This window comes from Haladaptatus sp. W1 (genome assembly GCF_001723155.1).
Classification (GTDB): Archaea; Halobacteriota; Halobacteria; order Halobacteriales; family Haladaptataceae; genus Haladaptatus; species Haladaptatus paucihalophilus.
Map to the genome: position 1 here is coordinate 1 of NZ_MEIH01000178.1, position 6,615 is coordinate 6,615.

Annotated in this window: 10 protein-coding genes; 7 read left to right on the forward strand and 3 right to left on the reverse strand. The window is 64.3% G+C overall.

From position 1 onward, the window contains the following. The 6 genes from BG842_RS09110 to BG842_RS09135 form a co-directional block, all read left to right on the forward strand. A partial coding sequence (locus BG842_RS09110; protein WP_303645362.1) for a signal recognition particle subunit SRP19/SEC65 family protein occupies positions 1–161 on the forward strand: 161 nt, incomplete at its 5' end. Then, positions 161–388, forward strand: coding sequence for an H/ACA ribonucleoprotein complex subunit GAR1 (locus BG842_RS09115; protein WP_069450516.1), 228 nt, complete (start codon positions 161–163; stop codon positions 386–388). The genes BG842_RS09110 and BG842_RS09115, both read left to right, overlap by 1 nt. An 80-nt stretch (positions 389–468) precedes the next feature. Further along, entirely contained in the window at positions 469–1,497 is a 1,029-nt protein-coding gene (locus BG842_RS09120; protein ID WP_069450517.1) for a presenilin family intramembrane aspartyl protease PSH, read from the forward strand. A 73-nt stretch (positions 1,498–1,570) separates the two neighbouring features. Beyond that, entirely contained in the window at positions 1,571–2,887 is a 1,317-nt protein-coding gene (locus BG842_RS09125) for an aspartyl protease family protein (protein ID WP_069450518.1), read from the forward strand. Positions 2,888–2,938: 51 nt separating this feature from the next. After that, complete coding sequence (locus BG842_RS09130) at positions 2,939–3,199, forward strand: hypothetical protein (protein ID WP_007978545.1); 261 nt, start codon at positions 2,939–2,941, stop codon at positions 3,197–3,199. A 60-nt stretch (positions 3,200–3,259) separates the two neighbouring features. Then, positions 3,260–3,682 carry a hypothetical protein gene (locus tag BG842_RS09135; protein WP_069450519.1) on the forward strand — a complete coding sequence of 141 codons (423 nt, stop codon included), beginning with the start codon at positions 3,260–3,262 and terminating at the stop codon, positions 3,680–3,682. A 7-nt stretch (positions 3,683–3,689) separates the two neighbouring features. Here BG842_RS09135 and BG842_RS09140 read toward each other — a convergent pair whose 3' ends face one another. Then, complete coding sequence (locus BG842_RS09140; protein ID WP_069450520.1) at positions 3,690–4,688, reverse strand: ornithine cyclodeaminase family protein; 999 nt, start codon at positions 4,686–4,688, stop codon at positions 3,690–3,692. Here BG842_RS09140 and BG842_RS29720 point away from each other — a divergent pair. Further along, a complete protein-coding gene (locus BG842_RS29720; protein ID WP_175424112.1) occupies positions 4,687–4,824 on the forward strand; it encodes a hypothetical protein in 138 nt (45 codons plus the stop codon). The genes BG842_RS09140 and BG842_RS29720 overlap by 2 nt on opposite strands. An 87-nt stretch (positions 4,825–4,911) precedes the next feature. Here the strand turns inward: BG842_RS29720 and BG842_RS09145 are convergent, their stop codons facing one another. Both BG842_RS09145 and BG842_RS09150 read right to left on the reverse strand, forming a co-directional pair. After that, the gene (locus tag BG842_RS09145; RefSeq protein WP_069450521.1) at positions 4,912–5,133 is read right to left on the reverse strand and encodes a hypothetical protein; all 222 of its coding nucleotides are present in this window, start codon (positions 5,131–5,133) and stop codon (positions 4,912–4,914) included. A gap of 275 nt (positions 5,134–5,408) precedes the next feature. Then, a partial coding sequence (locus BG842_RS09150; protein WP_083252479.1) for an OFA family MFS transporter occupies positions 5,409–6,615 on the reverse strand: 1,207 nt, incomplete at its 5' end.

Sequence of the window (6,615 nt, forward strand, 5' to 3'; positions counted from 1 at the left end):
TGCAACAAGTCGGCTACGATACCGTCATCGAACGCGACAAGGCCTACTCCCGCGAGGGGTGGACGGCGCGCGGTCGCGTGTTGGTGCAGAACGCCGACGACTCCTCGAAGAACGACCTCATTCAGGCCGTCGCCGCGTACGTCACGGCCATGCGCAACTGATGCAGCGGTTGGGACAGGTCGTCCGGACGGCCCAAGGACTCGCCATCGTGCGCTCGCCGAGCGAGGAGTACCCGAACATCGGGACGACGGTGGTGGACGAAGGGCTGTCGGAAGTCGGTCGGGTCGTGGACGTGTTCGGGCCGGTGTCGCGGCCGTACGTGGCGGTGTCGCCGGACGAGGACGCGCAACTGGCGATGCTCGTCGGGTCGAAGCTCTACGCCCGCTAGCGGTTTCGCGCTCGATTCACGAACTACCAGCCGTCCGACGAACCCAAAACCACAAAGAGGGGGCACTTCCTTCTCCGCATATGGATACTCGAACGCGGGAGTTCGTCGCCTCCGGGTTCACCGTCGTCATCTTTCTGGCGGTGCAACTCGGCGCGCTGGCGCTGGTGGGGCCGTTCAAGACGGCGGGCTACCAGACGGTCAAGGACCCCTCCAACCCGACGAACAGCCTCGTCTACATCGGCGTCATCCTCGTCTTCACGGCGGGAGTGTTGTTGGTCATCAAACTCGGCGTGGAGTGGATTTTCCGCGCGATAATCATCCTCACGAGCGGGATGCTCTCGCTGTACGTCTTCACCGTGGTGATTCCGGCCGTCGTCACCGTCACGGTCGATGGGTCACAGGTCAACGTCCTCGCGTGGGCCGCCGCCGCGCTCGTTTCGATCGCGCTGTTGCTCTATCCCGAATGGTACGTCATCGACTCGGCGGGCGTCGTGATGGGGGCCGGGTCGGCCGGACTGTTCGGCATCAGCTTCGGCCTGCTCCCCGCGATTCTCCTGCTCGCGGTGCTCGCGGTGTACGACGCCATCAGCGTCTACGGCACGGAACACATGCTGACGCTCGCCTCGGGCGTGATGGACCTGAAGATACCCGTCATCCTCGTAATTCCGCTGTCGCTCTCCTATTCCTTCCTCGAAGACGCGGTGCAGGCCACCAGTGAGGGCGCGGTGAACGAGGACGAGATGGCGGCGTCGGCCGACGAACAGGCGGTGGACGGCGGCGAGGACGTCGAGAAGGATGAGGCCGGAAGCGGTGCTCAAGACCGGGACGCGTTCTTCATCGGACTCGGCGATGCCGTCATGCCGACCGTGATGGTCGCCAGTGCGGCCTTCTTCTCCCCGGCCGAGCCGCTTCTCTCGGGTATCGCGCTCAACCTGCCCGCGCTGACCGCGATGGTCGGGACGCTCGTCGGACTGGTCGTCCTGCTCTGGATGGTGATGAAGGGTCGGGCACACGCCGGACTGCCGCTCCTGAACGGCGGCGCTATCGGCGGGTATCTCGTCGGCGCGCTGGCGAGCGGTATCCCGCTGCTGAAAGCCCTCGGACTGTAACACGACCGTTTTCGGACCTCTCCTGGTTTCTGACCGACGAAACCGACAGGCTCGCTCCACGCCTAGAGTGCGTATGGCTCGCACAGACGACGCCCCGATTCGGGTCGGCGTCCTCAGTTTTCACAACAGCAAGGAGACGAAGGCCATTTTGAACGCGGTTGAGGACCTCGGTTACACGCCGGTCTGGTTACGGAAGGGAAACACCCGGATTCAGATACTTGACGACGAGCCGCGGTTCACCCCGGACGTGGATATCGTCGTCAATCGGCTGCTGTTGACGACCGCGGAATACCCGCTGGAACACCTCGAAATCGCTAACGCGGTCGCCGGACTCCGCCCAATGGTCAACCGGCCGGACGCCGTGCTGACCGCGATTCACAAGTACGCGACCGCGGTCCGCCTCTCGAACCACGGCATCAGGACGCCGGATTCGTTCCTCGGGCTGTCCGTCGCCACGTTCGCGGAGGGTCGTCGCTTCGTCGGCGGGCCGATACTCCAGAAGGCAGGAATCGGAACTCACGGCGAAGCCGCGTGGAAGGTCGGGACGGGCAAACGGCCGACGCCGATGGTCGGCAACAGACACACGTTCCTCCAGCGGTTTCTCGACCAAGACGGGAGACAGTCCGACGTCCGCGTCTACGTCGTCGGCGACGAAATCGTCGGCGCGATGCGACGCTCGGCCCCGAACGGCGACTGGCGGACGAACGTTGCGCGCGGGGGAACGCCGGAGAACGTGACTGACGAGATTCCCGACGAGGTTCGAACCATCGCATGCGAGGCGACGCACGTCCTCGGTCTCGACGTCGCCGGTGTCGACGTGATGGAGTGGAACGGCGACTGGTACGTCCTCGAAGTGAACCCGACGGCCGGGTTCACCGGTCTCTTCCGCGCGACCGGCAACAGCGCGGCCCCGTTCATCGCCCGGTACGCCATCGAACGCGCTGGCGGCGAGGTCGCCAGCGAACGGGTCGAAGCGGTTGCGAGGACGCTCGACGACTCGATTCCGAACTGCAAGCCGGTCGATTCGGCCGCGGCGAACGGACGGCGGACGGTCGGCTACACGGAGTGGGTGACGGTCAACGGCATGCGCGAGGCGGCGTCGGTCGTCGCCAAGGCGGACACCGGCGCGACCCGAACGAGCATCGGCATCGACCTCGCGTCGCGCGTCGGCGCGGGACCCGTCAAGAGCAGCGCTACCGTGAAGTTCGGCAGCGGGAAAACGAGCAAAACACGGCCGTTGGTGGACGTGGACATCGGCATCGGCGGGCGGTGGCACCGCGTCACGGCCAGCGTCGAGGACAGAAGCCACATGCGCCACCACCTCATCCTCGGGCGGGACGTGCTTTCGGACTATCGCGTCGATATCCGTCGCCGGGCGAACGAGGAGTGAGTTTCGTTCCGGCCGAAGGAGGTTTCAGTTCAGTCGTTCCACGAACGAACGATGCCAGACACAGGTACGGCGACCATCGTCTACGACGACCCGGACGGAAAGGTACAGGAACGAGCGGTCGAGAACGACGACATCGTGTACTTCGACGACCACTGGCTCGTCAAGGTCGGGGAAAACGACGACGGGGACGACGTGGTTCGACGCATACCGCGCGAGCGAGTCCACCACGTCGAACGCTCCATCGACGAACTCGAAAAGAAGGTCGAGGGAGCCATCGAGAAGGCGAAAGAGCAGGTCGGCTGGTCGGCGTAAGCGCGTTCGCCGCCCGCTTTGCCACCACAGCTATCGACGCGGACCCCGTGGATCCGTCGTATGGCTTCGAACGTCAAAAACGGATTCGTGGGCGGACTTTTCAGCACCGTCGTCATGACCGTGTTTCGTGAGTCCGTCTCCGTATCGTACCCGCCGACGGCGGACTTTCTCGCACGATACGTCGGTGGCAACCCTGACGAGCATCCGCTGGGTGCCTTCTTCCTCCACGCGCTGTACGGTGCCGTCGCTGGCGGTTTCTTCAGCGTCGCGTTCGGTGAGGGGTCGAACTCGGCGCTCAACGCCGAAACGGAGGGGACCATCGCTGGCCTCGGTTACGGACTGCTCCTCTCTATTTTCGGCGAGCGCGTCATGCTCGGTCGGTTGGTAGGGATGACGCTCGAAGAGGACGAATCGACGATATTCCACGCCGGACACGCCATCTACGGCATCGCCCTCGGCGCGTGGGTCGGGTCGCGGTCGTAAACGGACGCTATTCCCCGGTCAACGACTCGCTCGCGGGCGAGAGCGAAATCGTCGAACCGAGTCCCTCCGCCGTCGCTTTCTCGTAGAGCATGTACGCCGCGGCGACGGTTTCGATGCCGGTCCCGCCGCTGTCGAAGACGGTTATCTCGTCTTCGGATTCGCGGCCCGGTTTCTCGCCCGCGACCACCTCGCCGAGTTCGGCGTGGATGTGGTCCTCGTCCACCGCACCCGACTCCAGCGCCGCGAGGAACGATCCGGCGTCCTGCGTCGCCCGCTCTCGCAAGTCGGGGACGTATTTCGCGCGCTCTATCGTCGTCTCGTCGAGTTCGCTCTTTTTGGGATGATACTGTCCCATCGCGGTGACGTGCGTCCCGTCTTCGAGGATGTCGCCGTCGAACACCGGTTCGCTGGCCGTCGTCGCGGTGATAACGATGTCCGCGTCCTCGACGGCCGCGGCGCTGCTGGCGACGGCGGCGACCGACGCGGAGAGCGCCTCGTTCATCTCGGCCGCGAACGACTCGCGGCTCTCCTTCGTCGGCGAGAAGACGGAGACGGTTTCGATGTCACGGACGGTCACGGCGGCTTGGAGTTGCCCGCGCGCCTGTGCGCCGCTGCCGATGATGGCGAGGGAGGTCGCGTCCTCGCGGGCGAGGGCGTCGAGTCCGACCGCTCCTGCCGCCCCCGTCTTGAACGGGTTCATGCTCGCGCCGTCGATGAGCGCGAGGGGTTCGCCGCTCTCGGCGTCGAACAGCGGCGTCATGAACCACGCGTCGCCCGCACCGAATCCGGCCGAGTACATGTACCCCCCCATCGCGCCGGTTTCGGGGAGAATCGCCGAGTAGCCGGTCAACATCCCCGTCGGTTCGTCGTTCACCAGCGTCGTTCTGGGTTTCGCGGGCGCGCCCGTCCCCCGCTGGCGGTAGCCGTCGCGCACGGCATCAACGAACTCGTCCATTCCGGCCAGTCCTGCAACGTCGTCGCTCGTCAAAAACAGCGTCTCGGTCATGACTCACAAAACGGATGCCAGCGACAAAACCGTTGAGGAACGGGAAGCGGGAACCGACCGGAACGGGAGACGGGGAGAATCAGGAATCGGAGATGTGATGGGGAACCGGAGACGCGATGGAGAGTCGGGACTCTGACGGGAATCGAAGGGAATTGAGAGAAGGAACGGTAACGGGAATCGAAGGAAGAGGAGAAAGAAGAGGAGAGAGGGAAATCGAAGGGATTCAGTCAGCGGAGTTGACTGGCGTGGATGACTGGGGGTTCGGGGCAGGCGTTTCATCGACGGGGCCGTTCACGAACAGAGCGTGTCCGATGAGGAGGACCGAAACGGTCGCTCCGAGAGGTACTGCGGTGGTCAGTGCGAGTCCGGCCGCGCTGAACGCTCCGGTCACGCCGACGAGTGCGAGTGGGATCAGTCCGAGAATGAGGTCGTAGTATCCAGTCATAATGTATTCTATAATATGCGGTGTAGGTATATAACTGTTTCCCGTAGGAAAAGCAGCTGTTTCCTGTATGCCTTGGGAATGCTCTAAGGAATCTACGGAAATAGTATTCATAACTTATGGGGATGCGTCTGGAATACGAAGCCAGAAACGCGCGAATATTCACCTTTCGGGGGCTTCGCTGATGCCCAGTAGTAATCTACCAACCGCCCAAACCGTGTCACAGACTACCGTGACAACCACTAGGAGAAAATTACGAGTAAGATTGCTTCGAATAATTAACTGTCCGTCGGCGGACGGAGGAACAGCGCGCCGACCGCCGCCACGATTGCGAGCACGCCCCCGACGAGGAACGCCGTCGTCCAACCCGTCGCGGTGATGAGAAAGCCCGTGACCGCCCCGCCGAACACCCCACCCCACATCTTGCCGGAGTAGAGGAGCGCGTAGTTCGCGGACGAGTGTTCACGGCCGTAGTAGTCCCCCACGACGCTCGGGAACAGCGTGTACTGCGGACTCCAGAAGAACGTGGCGACGATGACCGCGAGGATGAATCCGACGTTCGATTCCGCGCGCGCGAACCAGACGACGGCGAACAGGCCGATTCCGCAGAGGAAAAAGGACGCCGCCATCGCCTTCTCGCGGTCGAGGCGGTCCGAGGCGTCCCCGACGACCAGACGACCGACGCCGCCTGCGACCGGCAACACCGTCGCCGAAATCGTCGCGATGACGGCAGCCAAACCGAGGTTTTCGGCGAAGGAGACGACCTTCGCGGTCAGCATCAGTCCGGCTCCGCTGGCGCAGACGAACATGACGTACATCACCCAGAACTGCCACGTTCCCGCCATCTCGCGCCACGTGTATTGCTTTCTCGCGGTCGGGTCGGCGTCGGAACCGGCGTCGTCGCCCCCGTTCGTCGTCGCTTCGAGCCACCCCTTCGGCGGGTCCCGAAGCACGACCGCGCCGACGATGATTCCGATTCCGATGAGCAGGCCCATGTTCCGGAGGACGCCGGGATAGTTCGCGGCCGTCGCGTTCGCCCGGACGTACGGAACGACCAGCGCACTCCCGCCCGCGAAGGCCATCGTCCCGAGTCCGGTCGTCAGGCCCCGACGGTCCGGGAACCACTTCAGCGCCGTGTTCACCGCGACCGTGTAGACGATGCCGACCCCGACAGCCCCGAGCGAGTAGAGGACGTACAACTGCCAGACGCTCGTCGCACGCGAGAGACCGAGGTAGCCGCCTCCCGCGAGGAGTCCGGCCAGTAGCGTCAGCGCACGCGGGCCGTGTCTGTCGCGCCACCACCCGACCGGGAACTGCGACCCCGCCTGAAAGATGACGAAGAGGGTGAACACCGCGCCGAGCGCCGCCGGGTCGATGGCGAGGCGATTCGCCATCGGCGAACGGATGGACGACCAGACGTACTGATAGGGACTGACGAGTCCCATCATCACGACGGCGGCGGCGACCTGCCACCATCTGGAGAAG

What these genes read in the sequence shown, in the direction of transcription:
- BG842_RS09115 (WP_069450516.1), top strand. Translation starts at nt 161, where the DNA reads ATGCAGCGGTTGGGACAGGTCGTCCGGACGGCCCAAGGACTCGCCATC.
- BG842_RS09120 (WP_069450517.1), top strand. Translation starts at nt 469, where the DNA reads ATGGATACTCGAACGCGGGAGTTCGTCGCCTCCGGGTTCACCGTCGTC.
- BG842_RS09125 (WP_069450518.1), top strand. Translation starts at nt 1,571, where the DNA reads ATGGCTCGCACAGACGACGCCCCGATTCGGGTCGGCGTCCTCAGTTTT.
- BG842_RS09130 (WP_007978545.1), top strand. Translation starts at nt 2,939, where the DNA reads ATGCCAGACACAGGTACGGCGACCATCGTCTACGACGACCCGGACGGA.
- BG842_RS09135 (WP_069450519.1), top strand. Translation starts at nt 3,260, where the DNA reads ATGGCTTCGAACGTCAAAAACGGATTCGTGGGCGGACTTTTCAGCACC.
- BG842_RS29720 (WP_175424112.1), top strand. Translation starts at nt 4,687, where the DNA reads ATGACTCACAAAACGGATGCCAGCGACAAAACCGTTGAGGAACGGGAA.
- BG842_RS09140 (WP_069450520.1), bottom strand. Translation starts at nt 4,688, where the DNA reads ATGACCGAGACGCTGTTTTTGACGAGCGACGACGTTGCAGGACTGGCC.
- BG842_RS09145 (WP_069450521.1), bottom strand. Translation starts at nt 5,133, where the DNA reads ATGACTGGATACTACGACCTCATTCTCGGACTGATCCCACTCGCACTC.